The 15,654-nt window shown below is 66.0% G+C and carries 18 protein-coding genes; 8 read left to right on the forward strand and 10 right to left on the reverse strand.

Annotated features, from left to right (window positions below):
* Positions 1-12 precede the first annotated feature (12 nt).
* The 3 genes from pdxS (at position 13) to P1L41_RS16160 (ending at position 2,686) form a co-directional block, all read left to right on the forward strand.
* Positions 13-921 (forward strand): pyridoxal 5'-phosphate synthase lyase subunit PdxS, encoded by a 909-nt coding sequence (gene pdxS, locus P1L41_RS16150; protein WP_276296745.1) that lies wholly within the window; start codon positions 13-15, stop codon positions 919-921.
* A 5-nt stretch (positions 922-926) separates the two neighbouring features.
* Entirely contained in the window at positions 927-1,388 is a 462-nt protein-coding gene (locus tag P1L41_RS16155; protein WP_276296746.1) for a thiol-disulfide oxidoreductase DCC family protein, read from the forward strand.
* An 83-nt stretch (positions 1,389-1,471) separates the two neighbouring features.
* Entirely contained in the window at positions 1,472-2,686 is a 1,215-nt protein-coding gene (locus P1L41_RS16160; protein WP_276296747.1) for a mechanosensitive ion channel family protein, read from the forward strand.
* Here P1L41_RS16160 and P1L41_RS16165 read toward each other — a convergent pair.
* Positions 2,683-2,991 (reverse strand): hypothetical protein, encoded by a 309-nt coding sequence (locus P1L41_RS16165; protein ID WP_276296748.1) that lies wholly within the window; start codon positions 2,989-2,991, stop codon positions 2,683-2,685. The two genes, P1L41_RS16160 and P1L41_RS16165, sit on opposite strands and share 4 nt — an antisense overlap.
* Before the next feature lie 159 nt (positions 2,992-3,150).
* On the opposite strand from P1L41_RS16165, the gene P1L41_RS16170 reads away from it, so the two are divergent.
* The 3 genes from P1L41_RS16170 to hmgB all read left to right on the forward strand — a co-directional run bounded on the left by P1L41_RS16170 (position 3,151) and on the right by hmgB (position 7,103).
* Positions 3,151-3,732, forward strand: a complete 582-nt coding sequence (locus P1L41_RS16170) for a DUF2150 family protein (RefSeq protein WP_276296749.1) — start codon at positions 3,151-3,153, stop codon at positions 3,730-3,732.
* A 53-nt stretch (positions 3,733-3,785) separates the two neighbouring features.
* Positions 3,786-5,660: a hypothetical protein gene (locus P1L41_RS16175; protein WP_276296750.1), complete on the forward strand. Its 1,875-nt coding sequence runs from the start codon at positions 3,786-3,788 to the stop codon at positions 5,658-5,660.
* A 105-nt stretch (positions 5,661-5,765) separates the two neighbouring features.
* Entirely contained in the window at positions 5,766-7,103 is a 1,338-nt protein-coding gene (gene hmgB, locus P1L41_RS16180; protein ID WP_276296751.1) for a hydroxymethylglutaryl-CoA synthase, read from the forward strand.
* Positions 7,104-7,196: 93 nt separating this feature from the next.
* Here hmgB and P1L41_RS16185 read toward each other — a convergent pair whose 3' ends face one another.
* From P1L41_RS16185 to P1L41_RS16195, 3 genes are read right to left on the reverse strand one after another with little or no spacing between them, the layout of a single operon-like run.
* Complete coding sequence (locus P1L41_RS16185; RefSeq protein ID WP_276296752.1) at positions 7,197-7,904, reverse strand: helix-turn-helix domain-containing protein; 708 nt, start codon at positions 7,902-7,904, stop codon at positions 7,197-7,199.
* A 60-nt stretch (positions 7,905-7,964) separates the two neighbouring features.
* Positions 7,965-8,522 carry a type IV pilin domain-containing protein gene (locus P1L41_RS16190; RefSeq protein ID WP_276296753.1) on the reverse strand — a complete coding sequence of 186 codons (558 nt, stop codon included), beginning with the start codon at positions 8,520-8,522 and terminating at the stop codon, positions 7,965-7,967.
* Between the two features lie 45 nt (positions 8,523-8,567).
* A complete protein-coding gene (locus P1L41_RS16195) occupies positions 8,568-9,131 on the reverse strand; it encodes a DUF7978 family protein (RefSeq protein ID WP_276296754.1) in 564 nt (187 codons plus the stop codon).
* 124 nt (positions 9,132-9,255) lie between these two features.
* Here P1L41_RS16195 and P1L41_RS16200 point away from each other — a divergent pair, with 124 nt between their 5' ends.
* Positions 9,256-10,755 carry a replication factor C large subunit gene (locus P1L41_RS16200; protein WP_276296755.1) on the forward strand — a complete coding sequence of 500 codons (1,500 nt, stop codon included), beginning with the start codon at positions 9,256-9,258 and terminating at the stop codon, positions 10,753-10,755.
* A gap of 15 nt (positions 10,756-10,770) precedes the next feature.
* On the opposite strand, the gene P1L41_RS16205 is transcribed toward P1L41_RS16200, so the two are convergent.
* The 5 genes from P1L41_RS16205 to P1L41_RS16225 form a co-directional block, all read right to left on the reverse strand.
* Entirely contained in the window at positions 10,771-11,754 is a 984-nt protein-coding gene (locus P1L41_RS16205) for an amino acid ABC transporter permease (protein WP_276296756.1), read from the reverse strand.
* Entirely contained in the window at positions 11,751-12,494 is a 744-nt protein-coding gene (locus tag P1L41_RS16210) for an amino acid ABC transporter ATP-binding protein (protein ID WP_276296757.1), read from the reverse strand. Before P1L41_RS16210 ends, P1L41_RS16205 begins: the two co-directional genes overlap by 4 nt.
* Positions 12,491-13,165, reverse strand: coding sequence for an amino acid ABC transporter permease (locus P1L41_RS16215; protein WP_276296758.1), 675 nt, complete (start codon positions 13,163-13,165; stop codon positions 12,491-12,493). The genes P1L41_RS16210 and P1L41_RS16215 overlap by 4 nt, the downstream gene beginning before the upstream one ends.
* Before the next feature lie 4 nt (positions 13,166-13,169).
* Positions 13,170-13,952: a basic amino acid ABC transporter substrate-binding protein gene (locus P1L41_RS16220; RefSeq protein WP_276296759.1), complete on the reverse strand. Its 783-nt coding sequence runs from the start codon at positions 13,950-13,952 to the stop codon at positions 13,170-13,172.
* 63 nt (positions 13,953-14,015) lie between these two features.
* The gene (locus P1L41_RS16225; protein ID WP_276296760.1) at positions 14,016-14,504 is read right to left on the reverse strand and encodes a COX15/CtaA family protein; all 489 of its coding nucleotides are present in this window, start codon (positions 14,502-14,504) and stop codon (positions 14,016-14,018) included.
* A gap of 192 nt (positions 14,505-14,696) precedes the next feature.
* Here P1L41_RS16225 and P1L41_RS16230 point away from each other — a divergent pair, with 192 nt between their 5' ends.
* Complete coding sequence (locus P1L41_RS16230) at positions 14,697-15,071, forward strand: rhodanese-like domain-containing protein (protein ID WP_276296761.1); 375 nt, start codon at positions 14,697-14,699, stop codon at positions 15,069-15,071.
* A gap of 88 nt (positions 15,072-15,159) precedes the next feature.
* On the opposite strand, the gene P1L41_RS16235 is transcribed toward P1L41_RS16230, so the two are convergent.
* Positions 15,160-15,573: an Lrp/AsnC family transcriptional regulator gene (locus P1L41_RS16235; RefSeq protein WP_276296762.1), complete on the reverse strand. Its 414-nt coding sequence runs from the start codon at positions 15,571-15,573 to the stop codon at positions 15,160-15,162.
* Positions 15,574-15,654: the final 81 nt, after the last annotated feature.

Raw genomic sequence — 15,654 nt, forward strand, 5'->3', positions numbered from 1 at the left:
AAGCCGCAGGCAATGGCTGAAGCAACCGATCTAGAGGAGCTCCGCCGCGGCACCGAACTGGTCAAACGCGGCTTCGCGAAGATGCAGAAGGGCGGCGTCATCATGGACGTCGTCACCGCCGAGCAGGCCCGCATCGCCGAGGACGTCGGCGCCGTCGCGGTGATGAACCTCGAGGCCGTCCCGGCCGACATCCGCAAGCGCGGCGGCGTCGCCCGGATGGCCGACCCGGCCTCGCTCCAGGCGGTCATCGACGAGGTCTCCATCCCGGTGATGGGCAAGGCCCGAATCGGCCACGTGAAGGAGGCCGAGATTCTGGAGGCCGCCGGCGCCGACATGCTCGACGAGAGCGAGGTCCTGACGCCGGCGGACGACCGCTACCACATCGACAAGCGGGAGTTCACCGCCCCGTTCGTCTGTGGCGCCCGGAACCTCCAGGAGGCCCTGCGCCGCATCGACGAGGGCGCAGCGATGATTCGGACGAAGGGCGAGGCCGGCACGGGCGACGTCAACCAGGCCGTCCACCACCAGCGCAACATCAAGGGCGCCATCCGCAAGCTCGAGGGGATGAACTACGAGGAACGCGAGAAGTGGGCCCGCGAGCACGAGGCACCTGCCGAACTCGTCCACGAGACGGCCGACATGGGCCGACTGCCCGTCGTCAACTTCGCCGCCGGCGGCATCGCGACGCCGGCCGACGCCGCGCTGATGATGCACCACGGCTGTGACGGCATCTTCGTCGGTTCGGGCATCTTCGGTGCCGAGGACCCCGAGGCGATGGGCACCGCCATCGTCGAGGCCGTCAACAACTGGGACGACGCCGAGGCCCTGACAGAGATCAGCAAGAACGTCGGCAAGGGCATGAAGGGCGACGCCAACGTCGACCTGCCCGAAGAAGAGAAGATGCAGGGCCGCGGCGTCTGAGCGCCATGGCGACGCCGTCAGAGTCAGACCGGGACGCGGCGACCATCGTGGACGAGCTCGACCAGCCGATTCTGCTGTTCGACGGCGTCTGCAACCTCTGTAACGGATTCGTCCGCTTCGTCGTGCAGTTCGACGCGGCCGGCGAATTCCTGTTCGCCCCGCTGCAGTCCGACGTCGGCCAGGAGCTGTCGCGGCGACACAACCTCAAGACCGAGGACTTCGACTCGGTGGTCCTCGTCGAGGACGGCGAGGTGTACACGAAGTCGACGGCCGTGTTGCGCGTCTGTCGCCGTCTGGACGGTCCCTGGCCCCTCCTGACTCCCCTGTCGGCCGTCCCGACCGGAATCAGCGATAGCGTGTACGACCTCGTCGCCGAGAACCGCTACCGCGTCTTCGGCAAGAAAGACGCCTGTCCCGTCCCGGAACCCGAGCTTCGCGAGCGGTTCGCGAACCGGACCTTCGACTGACTGGCGACGGGACCGAACGGCCGATGCCCGACCTGTCTCCCGAGAAGACAACACACAAGACGAGTGACCCCTAGCGACAGAACATGCAGCAGTCACAGGTGGCCAGACTCACCCAGCAGGCCCTCGACCTGCTGGAGCGGCTGACGACGACCGAGGGTCGGCTCGTCGTCACCGTCGGCCTCCTCCTCGTGACGGCCATCGTCGCGCTGCTCTTCTTGCCCCTGGCGGTGCGACAGGTCCAGCGGCTCGTCAGCTCCCGCTACATGACCGGGCACGTCGCCGAGACGGCCGACGCCATCGGCGAGTACGTCCCGACGTCGTTCTCCGGCTTGCTCCTCCGGCTCGCGCAACTGAGCGTCCTGGCGGTCGCCGGCCTCGGGATGCTGGTCGTCTGGGGCCTCTTCGAGTGGGCCGTGACGCTCACGGACTTCTTCCTCTCGGCGGTCCCGGACCTGTTCAAGGGCGGGCTCTCGCTGTTCCTCGTCGTCCTCGGCTTCGCGGCCTCCGAACAGCTGAAGAAGACCGTCGCGCGCCTCGGCGATGGGTCCGACCGCATCACCCAACATCAAGAGGAGATCATCCTCCGGGTCGGGCAGGTCGTCATCGTCGTCACGGTCCTGGCCAGCGCGTTGACCCTGTGGGGCGTCAACCTCAGCGGCCTGCTCGTCGGGGCTGGCTTCCTCGGCATCGTCGTCGGGATGGCCGCCCGGCAGACCCTCGGAGCGCTCATCGCCGGCTTCGTCCTGATGTTCTCCCGCCCCTTCACCATCGGTGACTGGGTCGAGATCGGCGACAACGAGGGCATCGTCACCGACATCACCATCTTCAACACGCGCGTCGAGAACTTCGACGGCGAGTTCGTCGTCATCCCGAACGACCGCGTCGCGGACCAGGCCATCACCAACCGGAGCCAGAAGGGGCTCTTGCGCCTGACGCTGGACGTCGGCGTCGACTACGAGACGGACATCGAGTGGGCACAAGACGTCGCCCGGTCGGCGATGACCGACGTGAAACACGTCATCGACTCGCCGCCCCCGCACGTCGTCCTCAAGAACTTCGGCGACTCCGCCGTCGTGATGGAGCTCCGGTTCTGGATCGACCACCCGACGCCGCCCCGGAAGTGGCGCGCCATCTCGGCCGTCGTTCGCGAGATCAAGACGGCGTTCGACAGCGAGGGTATCGAGATTCCCTTCCCGCAGCGCACGCTCTCCGGTCGCGAGGACGGGTTCGATGCACGGGTCACGACCGAGGGAGAACGTGTGGTCGCGGACGGCGACGGAGACGGTGGCGACGATTAATCGAACAGCCCGTCGAGAACGAGTCCGAATCCGACTACCCAGCACCCCGCGAGCAGCGCGAGCGTTCCGAGGTGGAAGAGGGTCGCGTGGTCGGTCCCGAGCGTCGGTGCGGCGGTGACGGCCGCGGTGGCCGCTTCGACACCGGCCAGTGGCGCGCCCGCAGACGCGAACAGGCTGGCTGCGGTCCCGACGACGAGCGGCAGGCTCACGACGACGACGAGCAGCCCGGCTCGTTGGGCGGCCGCGCCGAGCCGTGCGGGACCGGCGGGGCGGTCCCGACTGTACGTGGACTGCCGCTGTGCCATGATAAACCATTACACACTTCGGCAGCATAAACCCCCGACCCGGTGTGTGGCGACCGCAGACGCCTGGACGACAACGCCAGAATCGCCCCACACGAGGCCTGTCAACCAACTCCATACCACTGTCGAAACTACTATCCCCGGTCGGACGTACGGGGAGGTATGAGCACTCCGCCGGGGGAGTATTACACCGACGAACGCTGGCAGAACTGGATTGACCGTATCGACGAGGAGGACGTCGACCCCGAGGACGAGGACTCGGCGCGACTCCTGTTGAACCTCCAGGACGACACAGCCATCGCCGTCGCGAAGATACTCACTGACTACGAGGACGGGACGATAGACGAAGAGACGACCCTCGGCGAGCTGGCCGGTGTCCGCGAGGTCGTGCTCTCGGAGATCAACATCGACGACGAGGAGAAACTGATGCTCATCGACGGCGTCCAGACGTCGCTCGTCTGTGTCTTCTACGCCGCCGAGGAGTACGTCGCCGAAGGCGTCGCCGACGACGCGAGCGTCGCCGAGTACGTCGAGGCCGCCGCCGACGCCGAGGCCGAAGAGGACCTCGACGCCGCGCTGGGCTACTGCGTCCAGGCCGGCACCCGCATCATCGACGGCGACGAACTCGCGATCGACGTCGCCGAGGACATCGAGTACGGCCTCGTCTCCGAGTGGGTCAACGGACTCGACAGCCTCCAGACGGCGCTCTCGGACCCGGAAGTCGTCGAGGAAGACGACGAGTAACGACTGATACTGGGGCAGCTACATTTTTACCGCCGACTCTGTAAGGCGAGAGCATGTCGCTGGTGGGTGACGAGCGTGGGCAGGCGATTCAGATAGGCGCAGTCCTGCTCTTTGGCGTGCTGATAATCTCCTTTTCGACCTACCAGGCGTTCGTTGTCCCCGACCAGAATCGGGGCATAGAGTTCTCGCACAATCAGGAGGTCCAGTCACAGATGCAGGACCTCCGAAACGCTGTCGTCTCGGTCGGCGGAATTAGGGGGTCACAGGCTGTCTCGGTACAGCTTGGTACGCGCTACCCCTCCAGAGTGATCGCGCGCAATCCCGGCCCACCGTCCGGGTCGTTACGGACTGTCGGCACGACCGAGCCGGCAGTCAATCTGCGGATAGCGAACGCGCAGGCCTCCGGCGAGACGGGCGATTTCTGGGACGAGGACCAGACGTACAACACCGGCGTGGTCAGATACACCCCCTCGTACAACCTCTACACGAGTCCCCCGGATACAGTGTACGAGAACACGGTTCTGTACAACCGCTTTCCCAGCGGCGACCTCACGCTCGCCAATCAGACGTTCATCGACGGGACCGAGATCTCGCTCGTGTTGCTCAACGGCACGCTCTCGGAGACCTCCACACGGAGTGCAACCGTCGACGTTCGGGCGGAGAGTAGCTCGACACAGACGGTAACGCTCGACGACGACGGCTCGCCCATAACGATTACGTTCGCTTCGACTCGCTCGGCGGACTACTGGACGTTTCTCGAAAACACGCAGTCCAGCGTCACCGACGTCCGTCCGGCCGGAAGCGTGAACGGGCTCTCCCTCGTGACGGTCGAACTCGACGACAGCCAGTCCTACCAGGTGCAGTTGACCAAGGTGGGTGTCGGAACGGGTGTCACCGACGAGGACACGGCGTACCTGACCGACATCTCGGGGGACGGACGGCCGGTTTCGCAGGGTGAGAGCATCGCACTGACGCTCGAAGTCCGTGACCGGTTCAACAATCCGCCGGACAACGCGACCACGATGCAGGTGACCGCCGAGGTGGCCGGTAGCGGTTCGCTTCAGTCGACGACACAGACACCCGACGAGGACGGCCAAGTGACGTTCGTCTACGAGGCAACCGGGACGACGGGCGACCAGGAAATCCGGTTCAGCTACGTCGGTATCGACAGCGATTTCGACGCGACGACGCCACAGGACGTCTCGATGACGGTGGACGTGACATCTGGCTCGGGTGGTGGTGACGGCACGGCACCCGCGTTCAGTTCCGGTCCCACTGCAAGCCCGTCGACCGTCACAGCGGGAACCAACTTCGACCTCACCGCGACACTGGATGACGTCGGGAACGGTGGGACGGATATCACCGGTACGTCCTGGAGCGATGGGCAAGGAAACAGTGGGACGTTCACCGCTGACGACGGCGAGTTTGACCAGCCGACCGAATCAGTGAGCGACACGGGTATCGACACAACCGGGTGGGACGCTGGTGACCACACCATCACTGTGACCGGAACTGACGGTAACGAGAACACTGCGAGCGCGACGGTGACGGTCACCATCGAAGACAGCGAATCGTCCCCGCCGTCCGTCTCGAGTCTGACCGTGGAGAGCACTGGTACTGGTATGGGTTCGAGTCAGAACGTCAATGGACTCGACTTCGATTACGAATTCACCGATGAAAGCGGTATCAGTACTGTCACCACGACGGCTTCGAACAGCGACATCGAAACTGTTAGCGATACACAGAATGCTGGTGGGAGCTCGCCGTATGCGAACACGCCATCCCTGACGTTCGGTAATACCCAGTCCGATATATCAGTAACCGTAGAGATCGAAGATACAGTCGGCAATACCCTCACCTGTACCGCGACGATTACTGACAAGGGACAGACCAGGAGCGAGAGTGGTGGTGGGTTCACATGCTCCTGATAGGTGGATAGGCGAGCACTCGACTGCCGAGCATAACGGTCGAATTCCACAATCGTCGAAACGCTGGTCGACAGTCTCTTGTAGGCACATGCGCACTCTCCAGACATGACTGCAGTCGGCATCGACGCGATAGAAATCCGAACAGGAAAACTCAAACTCGACCTCGCGGAGACGTTCGCCCCGGCACAGGGCGACGACCCGGGGAAGTACACGAAGGGGCTGGGGCTGCACGCCTCCTCGTTCCCGGACGTCTACGAGGACATCGTGACGATGGGGGCCAACGCCGCCCATCGCCTGATGGAGCGCAAGGGTCTCTCGCCCCAGGACATCGGGCGCATCGACGTGGCCACAGAGAGCGCCTTCGACAACTCCAAGCCCGTCTCGACGTACATCGCCGGCTGTCTCGAGCAGGTGTACGACGGCGACTTCCACCACGCCAACAAGGGCGAGCGGAAGTTCGCTTGTATCTCCGGCACCCAGAGCCTCGACGACGCCTACAACTGGATTCGCGCCGGGCGCAACCGGGGTCGGTCGGCCATCGTCATCGCCACCGATACGGCGCTCTATGCTCGGGACGACCCAGGCGAGGCGACCCAGGGAGCCGGTGCCGTGGCGATGCTCGTCAGCGAGGAGCCGAGCCTCGTCGAGCTCTCGGCCGAGCAGGGCTTCGGGAGCGCCGACGAGACGGATTTCCTCAAACCAAACCAGCAGTTCCCCTCCGTCGACGGGAAGCGCTCGGTGAACGTCTACCTGGCGCGGATGCGCGAGGCGCTCGACGACTACGCATCGGTGGCCGGCGACATCCACCCCGAGGACTACCCGCTGGTACCGTTCCACACGCCGTTCCCGGGGATGGTCCGGAAGGCCGCGGCGCTGGGCTACCGCCACATCGTCCGCGGGACGGACGTCGAGGACCTGCTCGCCGAGGAGATCGGCCACCAGCCGATGCCCGAGGACTTCGAGACCGACGACGAGTGGCACGCCGCCATCAAGGAGTACACCGACGCGCTGACCGAGACCGAGCGCTATCAGGACTGGTACGCCGACACCATCGAACCGACGCTCGACATCGCCCGGCACGTGGGCAACTGGTACACCGGGTCGGTCCACCTCGCGCGCGCCTCGGGACTGAAACACGCCCGCGAACACGGCCGTGAGTTAGCCGGCCAGCAGCTCCTGGTGGCCTCCTACGGGTCGGGCGCACAGGCCGAAGTCCACGCCGAGCGCGTGGTCCCCGGCTGGGAGGCGGAGATCGCCCAGCTGAACATCGACGAACAGATTCGGAACCGCCACGAGCTCACGTTCGCGGAGTACGAGCAGGTTCACGACGTCCACAACCACGACCAGGAGTCCGACGCCGAGGAGTTCACCGCGCCCGAACAGGAGTTCGTCTTCGACGGGTGGGGCCGCATGGGCGAGCGCAAGTACCGCTACGTCGAGTAACGCCGCGGCGTGTCGTTCGTCGCCGAGTTTTGCGAGGCAACGGCACGGAGAATACACAGGAGACGGGTCCAGACCCCGTCCGCGTCAGGAGACTCAGGGGAGCGACCGCAAGCCGGCGAGCAGCTCGTCGAGGTCCACGTTCGTGACCGCAAGCGAGAAGTCGTCGATGCGGGCGAGGTCCTCGGCGTGTTCCCACACCGAGTCGCTGTCGAGTCCGTGCAGGATGACCGCGTTGGGCGTCGGCGAGACGACCCGGAGGGCGACCAGCGGTGACTCGCCCCGGGTGACGTTCGTGAACACGAGCGCCCGGTTGGTCGACTGGCCGTAGAGCTGGTAGAACTCGTCGGAGGAGAGTCGGGTGATGGCCGCGATGGAGTTGATGACGGTGTGGCCCGCGACCGAATCCTGCCCCCCACGGGTGAGCTCCTCGGCCCCGATGGCCTCGTACACCCGGTCGACGCCGACGTTGGCCGAGTACTCCCGCAGGTCGTGGACGACATCGCTGTCGAACCCGGCCGAGAGGACGCGCGCGTGCTGGCGGATGTGTTCCCCGCCCCGCTGTTCGTCGACGTCGAGGAGTCCGTCGATCAGCCGCCGGACGATGCCGATGCCGGGGTTGTCGCGCCGGCCGCTCTCGTAGTCGGAGATGACCGACGGTGAGACCCCGATGTGGTCGGCCAGTTCCGTCTGTGGCACCTCGAAGTCCGTGCGCCACTTCCTGAGCGTCGCGCCGGGGTCGTCGCTCAGCGCGACCTCACCGGCCATCTTCTCGGCGAGCTGGGCTCGTGTTCCCCGGACCATTGAGTCACAGGGTTGGCAGACTGGGACTAAAGCGTATCGGAACGCGAGTCGTTCGGGCGTTCAGGCCGCCGTTATCGTCTCTCTGACGACGACGCTCCCGGTCGGTTCGTGGACGATGGTCACCTCGATGGAGTCACCCGGACGTATCGTCCCGCCGCCGGCGTTCAGCTGGATGGCGACGGCCGTGCCGGCGCTCCAGCGTCGGCCCCCGTCCGCGACGACGCCACCGACGCAGTTGTCGTAGACGGCGTTGTGGTCGTCGTCCACGACGTTCTCGTCGGCCAACTGCGTGCCGGCCACTGGCAACCCACGGATTCGTGCGCTCGCATCCCTGGCCGGTAGGCTGACGACGATAGCGAGGGTCTCGGGTTCGATGGGGTCACCGCCCTCGTGTGTCACCCGGACCACGTTCTCCCCACATCCGACTGAGGGGCCGGTCTCGAACGTCGCCGTCGAGTGAGCGACCGACGGAGTAGGGGTGAGCCGTCCTGTGTCGATGCCGCCCACAGCCCCGGCGACCACCGCGACGAGTGCAACCGTGAGTCCGGTGAGGAGGACGACGCCGACGACGGCCGTCGTCGCCCGCTGGCTGCTCTCTAGTCGCGCTCTGTCGGGCACACGACGCGCTGGTCCCGTCCTGGTACAAAAACGGTCGCCCGTCAGTCACTCGACCAGCGCGGCCCCGACGACTGCACCGAGGCTACCGAACACCAGCGGGTAGACGAGACCGGCCAGCACAACGGCCGTCAGGAGCGTCGGCGACCCGCCGCTGTTCTGGCCGACGCTGACGGTGAACAGGAGCGCGCCAATCACGGTGGCCGGGAGATAGCCCAGCGCGACGGCAGGACCGGCTCTGAGCGCGTCGCCGACGTCGGTCACACCGCTCAGGCGCGCGATGGCCAGTCCCGCCGCGGTCAGGAGCGCCGGTGGGATCACGTACAGCACCGCCGACAGCGAATCGGACTCGGTGATGAAGTTCACCGCCTCGGTACCGCCCAGCAGCGGCACGTCGACGGTGACCGTCGTCGTGACGAACTGTGCGTTGAAGAATATCCAGCCGACGACCTTCCAGGCCGCGTTCTCGTCGCCGAAGGCCTCCACGAGCCCGGTCAACAGCGATTCCTGGACGGTCGAGATGGTGAGGGCGTAGACGAACACGTACGCGAGGACGAACGCCACGAGGCCGGCGACAGCGCCGGCTGCGAGGCGACGGCGTGTATCGTTCATTGGCAAGTCCGTCGAGTCGCTCCGGTGGAAAGTGCCTTCTGGCCGACCGACTGCTGAACCCGCGACCGCGCTCGTGGCGTGTCCCTCCACAACCCCTAAACGCACCCCCGACCAACCCACGCCAATGACCGACTGGACGGAGAAGTACCGCCCGACAACCCTCTCGGAGGTCCGGGGCAACGACAAGGCCCGGGACGCCTTCGAGGAGTGGGCCCGGACGTGGGACGACCACCGGAAGGCGGTCATCCTCCACGGCTCGCCGGGTGTGGGTAAGACCTCTGCCGCCCACGCGCTGGCGTCGGACCTGGGCTGGCCGACAATCGAGCTCAACGCGAGCGACTCGCGGACGAAGGACGTCATCGAGCGGGTCGCCGGCGAGGCGGCGAAGTCCGGGACGCTCACCGGCGGGGGGAAAGGACGGCGCCTGGTCATCATGGACGAGGCCGACAACATCCACGGCAACGCCGACCGCGGCGGGGCGCGTGCCGTGACGGCACTGGTCAAGGAGGCCAGCCAGCCGATGGTGCTCATCGCCAACGAGTTCTACGACATGTCCAACGGCCTCCGGAACGCCTGCCGCGACATCGAGTTCCGCGACGTCTCGCCGCGCTCTATCGTCCCCGTCCTCAGGGATATCTGCCGGAAGGAGGACATCGAGTACCAATCCGACGCGCTGCAGAAAATCGCCGACCAGAACGCCGGCGACCTCCGGGGCGCGGTCAAGGACCTCCAGGCGCTGGCAGAGACGACCGAGCGGCTCACCGTCGAGGACGTGGTGACCGGCGAGCGCGACACGACCGAGGGCATCTTCGAGTACCTCGACGTCGTACTGAAAGAGGCCGACGCAGAGACGGCGCTGAAGGCCAGTTACGACGTCGACGAGACACCTGACGACCTCATCAACTGGATCGAGGACAACATGCCCAAGGACTACGAGGGGGCCGAACTCGCCCGCGCCTACGCCGCCCTCTCGAACGCCGACCAGTGGCTCGGGCGGGTCCGCGAGACGCAGAACTACTCGTTCTGGCGTTACGCGGGCGACGCGATGACGGCCGGCGTCGCCGCCGCCCGCGATGGGACCAAGGGTGGCTGGACCCGCTACGGCCCGCCGAGTTACTGGTCGAAGCTCGGGCGCTCGAAGGGGGCGCGGAACACCCGCGATTACATCGCTCAGCAGATCGCCGTCGTCGACGGCGTCTCGATGCGAACCGCGCGTCGCGAGATTATGCCCTTCCTCTCGACGATGACGCACCACTGCCGGAACCGCGAGCTGACGGTGGCGATGGCCGCCGCATACGACCTGGACGCAGACCACGTCGCCTACGTCACCGGGTCGGGCAAGGACACCAACAAGGTCCAGTCCATCGTCGAGGACGCCGAGGCACGAACGGCGGACGCGGCCGTCGAACACTCCGGCGGCGCGTTCGAGGGCGCGAGCGCGACGGGACCGGACGAGGACGACAGCGCGGCCGACGAACCCGAAGGCAGCGAGTCGACGGGCGACCAGCAGGCGACGCTGATCGGAGAGGACAGCGAGGACGCGGACGCCACAGACGAGGAGCCGTCGAAAGAAGCGAAAGCCGAGGACGACGACCAGCAGTCCGGCCTCTCCGATTTCATGTGACCGCGGCGCCCCGTCTCAGGCCTGTCGCTTCCCGCCGAGCCCGGGGAGCGCGGTCCGCGTCTCCACCCCGTTCATCAGGACGGACGCGGAGATGACCAGCGCCAGGTAGAACAGCGCTGCGAGGATGTACAGCTCGGTGTAGCGGAACGTGTCGTTGGCGATGGATTCGGCCTGGAAGAACAGCTCGCGGACCGTGATGAACGCCGCGAGCGAGGAGTACTTGATGAGGTAGACCAGCTCGTTCGACCAGCCGGGGATGGCGTAGCGAAGGCCCTGCGGGAGGACAACGTAGCGGATGCCGTCGACCTTCGAGAGCCCGATGGCCCGCGCGGCGGTCAGCTGGCCGACGTCGACCGACTCCAGCGCCGAGCGGATGTACTCGGCCTGGTAGGCGGCGCTGTTGAGCGTGAAGCCGATGATGGCCACCCAGGCGGCCGTCCCCGGGACGTAGCCGACGCCGACGCCGGGCACCTCCCGGATGATCTGGGTCAGCGGCAGCCCGAAGTAGAGTACGAACAGCTGCGCGAGCAGCGGCGTCCCGCGGATGAGCTCGGTGTAGGAAAGCGAGAGCCAGCGGAGGCCCCGGCCGCCGTAGACCCGGGCCACCGACAGCGGCACCGCGAGGACGAAGCCGAGCGCGATACCGCCGACGGTGAGGACGATAGTGAGCCACGCGCCACGGGCGAGCGCCGGCAGCGACGGAATCGACCCGACGACGAAGGAGACGAGGCCGGCGGCGAACTCGAGGGGCGCGCCCAGCAGCCCCAGCGACGCGGCCGTCGAGAGCAGCGACTCCCTGATGGCCTCGAACGGTGCGACGGGGAAGAACGACTGGTCTCTGGGCACGGCCAGGCGCTCGGGGAGGAAGAAGTCGTTGACCCAGCGTGCGACGAGCCAGCCCCAGAACGCCGCAATACCGATGAGAGCCCACGGCTGGTCGGTGTCGACGGTGACGGTCGTCCGGACCTCGTCGGCGACAGACGGCTCGTCGGTGCTCATCGGTCGTGTTCTGCCTGTAGTCCGGTGAGGAACGCCTCGGTCCGGTCGTGTTCGGGGTTCTCGAACAGCTGTTCCGGCGGCCCGGACTCGACGACGGTGCCGTTGTCGAGGAAGTGGATGTCGTCGGCGGCCGAGCGGGCGAAGCCCATCTCGTGGCTGACGACGAGCATCGTCATCCCCCGTTCGGCGAGGTCACGCATCACCGCGACCACCTCGCCGACGAGTTCCGGGTCCAGCGCGCTGGTCGGTTCGTCGAACAGCATCAGTTTGGGTTCCATCGCGAGCGCGCGAGCGATGCCGACGCGCTGCTGTTGCCCGCCGGAGAGCTCGGCCGGGTACGATTCCGCTTGCGCGGCGAGGCCGACCTGTTCTAGATGTTCCATCGCCCGCGCCTCGGCTTCGGCCTTCGGGACGCCGAGCACCCGTTTCAGCCCGAGCGTGATGTTCTCGGCGGCCGTGAGGTGGGCAAAGAGGTTGAAGTCCTGGAACACCATCCCGACGTCCTGCCGGAGCTCGTTGACGTCCGTCTCGGGGCCGTACACCGGCCGGTCGTCGAGCCAGATGTCGCCGCTGTCGATCTCGGTCAGCCGGTTGATACAGCGCAGCATCGTCGACTTCCCGCTGCCGCTGGGGCCCATAAGGACGTCGACGTCCCCCTGGTCCATCCCGAAGCTGACGCCTTTCAGTACCTCCTCGTCGCCGTAGGACTTGTAGACGTCCTCGACTCGTAGCAGTGTCATGCGGAATCACCGGAGGGAATCGCGTAGTAGTCCGACAGCCGGTCCAGCCCGCGGTTCGTGGCGAAGGTCAGCACGAAGTAGATGGCGCTGATGGTCAGGAACACCTCCAGGACGGCCGTCGACCGACCGCTCTGAGTGAACAGGTCGTTCCCCCGGGTCAGCAGCTCGGCGAGGCCGATGGCGAACGCGATGCTGGTGTCTTTCAGGACGATGGTGAACTCGTTTTGAAAACCCGGCATGCTCCGGCGAAGCGCCTGTGGGACGACGACGTAGCGGATGGACTCGAACCGGCTCAGACCCACCGACCGGGCCGCCTCCATCTGCCCCTCGTCGACGCTCTGGAGCGCGCCGCGGAAGATCTGTGACTGGTAGGCCGCGCTCCGGAGGCCCAGCCCGACCGTGGCCGTGACGAACGCCGACTGCGAGATTGAGACGACGAAGAAGAGGACGAGCATGATGACGACAATAGGCGTCCCGCGAAGGATAACGCCACTCGTGCTGACCACCCGCTCTAAGATGCCATCGCCGTACACTTCGAGCGCTCCCGCCGGGAATCCAGCGAGGAAGCCAAGCAACAGACTGGTCAGGGTCAGGCCGACGGTGATGCCCGCACCTGCAAGCAGGTAGTCGAAGTTCCCGAAGACGAACGCCCAGTCACCAGCCTGGAGCATGGCGTTACTGGCCGAACCACTCGCCGGTCAGTTCCTGGTACGTCCCGCTCTCGCGGACCGCCGCCAGCCCGTCGTTGAGGGCGGACTGACGGGCGTCGTCGTCCGTGCGGACGCCGAAGCCGAACTGTTCGCCGGTCTCGTAGGTGAACGCCACCTCGACGGGGCGGTTGGCGGCGAACGTCTCGGCGACCGGGACGTCGATGACGACGGCGTCGACGTTGCCGTTCTCTAAGTCCTGGATGGCCAGCACGTAGTTGTCGTACGCGTTGTACTGGTTCTCGGTAATCACGTCGCCGACGAGCTCGTCCTGGACGACGCCCTCGCCGGTCGTCCCCTTCTGGGCACCGATGGGTCGGTCGCTCAGGTCCCCGAGCGCGCCGGGCGAGAAGTCGCCGTCCGCCCGGACGACGATGGCCTGGTCGGAGGAGTAGTACGGGTCGCTGAAGTCGATGGTCTGGTCGCGCTCGTCGTTGATGGTCATCCCGGCGGCGATGACGTCGATGTTGTTGTTCGTGAGCGCGGGGATGAGCGAGTCGAACTCGAACTCCTCCCAGCCCTCGAACTCGTAGTCCGTCTCGTTGACCACGGCCTCCAGCAGGTCGATGTCGAAGCCGACGAGTTCGCCGCCCTCCTTCATCTCGAACGGCGGGAAGCCGGGTGCGGTACCGGCCGTGATGGTCTGTGAACTACCCCCACCGCCGCCGGAACAGCCAGCGACAGAGAGCGCTACTGCCGTCCCGCCGACGGAGGCGAGGTACTTCCTACGTGAAAGGTTGGACTCTGACATACTCCCAATGATGGCGAGGGCCCGAATATGTGTTACGAACCTGGCCGAATTGGCGACCGCGCCTCAGTCGTCGGCGCTGGCGGGCGCGCTCGTCTCGGTCCGGACGCTCTCGGCGTCGGTCCCCGTGTCGGTGTAGGCCCAGGCCGTCCCGGCGACGAGGGCCGTCAGAATCGTCAGTGCCGCGGCGTGGTGCAGGACCTGTGCGACCGCGCCGAAGTTGAAGATGGTGTTCGCACCGAGCAGCACCTGGACCGGCAGGACGGCCAGTGCGATGCCCGTGGCGTACTTCACCCGCTTGGAGTACGACCCGCGCCAGGCCCCGACAGTCGACCCGAGGATGAGGAAGCCGGTGATCATCGCCACGAATCGGTGGAACCACTCGATGAAGCTCATCCAGTTGGCGGGAAAGAGGCCGAGCCACCCGTCACAGAACGGCCACCGACCCGCGCAGGTCAGTCCAGCACCGACGGCGCCGGTGTAGACGCCCAGCAGGATGAGCGCGAACGTCAGCGCCGTCGTCGCCGCCAGCAGTCGCCGAAAGCGGACGGTCATACTCGATGTTCAGTACTGTGGGTATATATTTTCGGCCCTTTGGCTCGACAGTGTTTAGGTGTGAGTTGTCGGGAGTACACAGCCAGAAAGCCCCGAGTCCATCAATTAACCACGACCCTGACTCGGCAACGTACTGGTGGCACGTGCACACGAAACACCGCAGTTTTGTTCTTCGAAGCCAATATTCGACCAATGAGCTTCGTCCATCCAGACGAACTGGAGCGCCGGCTCGGGCCGTCGTCGGGGGAGGAGCCGTTCGTCCTCGACATCAGACCGTCGACGGCCTTCAGCGAGCGAGCGATCGAGGGGAGCCACAATATTCCGGTCTACGGCGACCTGCGACGTGGGGACGAAGCGGCACTCCGTGAGCGCCTGGACGAGGTCCCGGCCGACAGGGACGTCGTCGTCGTGTGTAAGATGGGCGTCGTCGCGAAACGAGCGACGGCACTGCTCGACGAGCACGGGTACGACGCGGCGACGCTCCGTGGCGGGATGAGCGGGTGGAACGGCTACCAGACGGGGTCGCTGACCTACAAGCTCCGGTCGCTGCTCTGGAAGTTGCGATAACGGCTGGGCGGCAGTGCCGCCGCAGTCGTCCGACGCACTCGTCTAAGATTATCTCAATCCCCGAATCCGCGAGTCGCTTCGCTGCCGCTCAGCCGACTCGCTCGTCCAGAATGAGCCTCGTCTTCGTACTCACGACCTCCTCCAGCTCCCGCGCCTGCGTGATGAGGTCGTTGACCGCGCCCGTGTCGGCGGCGTCGACGACGACGACGATGTCCTGCTCGCCCGAGACCTGCCAGACGAAGTCGACGGCGGGCCACTCGGCGATGTGGTCGGTGACGGCAGCCGTGTCGACGTCGACGTCGACGCCGACCTCTATCATCGCCTTGACGTTGCCCGTGCTCGTCGCCACGGTGAACCGTTCGATGACGCCGTCGTCGACGAGACTCTCGACGCGGTTGCGCACGGTCCCCTCCGAGGTCCCCACCTCGTCGGCGATCTCCGTGTAGGGGGTTCGGGCGTCCCGGCGGAGTATCGAGAGTATCTGGCTATCGAGGTCGTCCATCGAGATTGGAACCTACCCAGCCCCCCGACTTGAGGATTACGAAATTCGTAACTCGACTTCGAAAGCAACCCTTATGAGTCA

It is taken from the genome of Haloarcula ordinaria, from assembly GCF_029338275.1.
GTDB lineage: Archaea > Halobacteriota > Halobacteria > Halobacteriales > Haloarculaceae > Haloarcula > Haloarcula ordinaria.